Raw genomic sequence first — 471 nt, forward strand, 5'->3', positions numbered from 1 at the left:
GATATAATAAATATCTGCATAATGATAAAAATAAAGTCTTTTAAGTTTAGACTTAAGCTATCCATTTTTAGCCCTCTTAACCAAGGTGATAAACTGCGGTACGACGTTTTTTAAACTCGCAATGCCCCACACGCCCCCGTTGATGGCGACCCATGTTTGAATTAACCAAGGCGGCACCCCTTCTAGGTTTTTAAAAATGGTTGCGCCATGCGCCGGCGAAATAATGGTAATGAGTATCGGCGCGGTAAACATGGAATAGCTAAAAAGGCGTAAGGTTTTGTCTTTATCCTTTAAACTTTGCATTTCCCAATTATGGTTATTATCAACGCCCGACTGAACAAGTTTTGTTTGCCCCGTGATGACGGCCAGCTCTCTGTCATGCTCGGCCTTTTTGATTTTACCGCGATATTCTATGTACGTGGTGAGGGGGGCAAAGATGCCACCCAGCCAACTAAAAAAGCGTTTGGTGGT

The 471-nt window shown here is 43.1% G+C and carries 1 protein-coding gene; it reads right to left on the bottom strand.

Going from position 1 to position 471, the window contains the following annotated elements; all coding sequences use genetic code 11:
• Window positions 1–57: 57 nt before the first annotated feature.
• Window positions 58–471 (bottom strand): hypothetical protein (locus tag CWB66_RS22280; RefSeq protein ID WP_171037515.1); only part of this gene is annotated, 414 nt, incomplete at its 5' end.

Origin of the sequence: Pseudoalteromonas sp. S558, from assembly GCF_005886635.1 — a bacterium.
Lineage (GTDB): Bacteria > Pseudomonadota > Gammaproteobacteria > Enterobacterales > Alteromonadaceae > Pseudoalteromonas > Pseudoalteromonas aliena.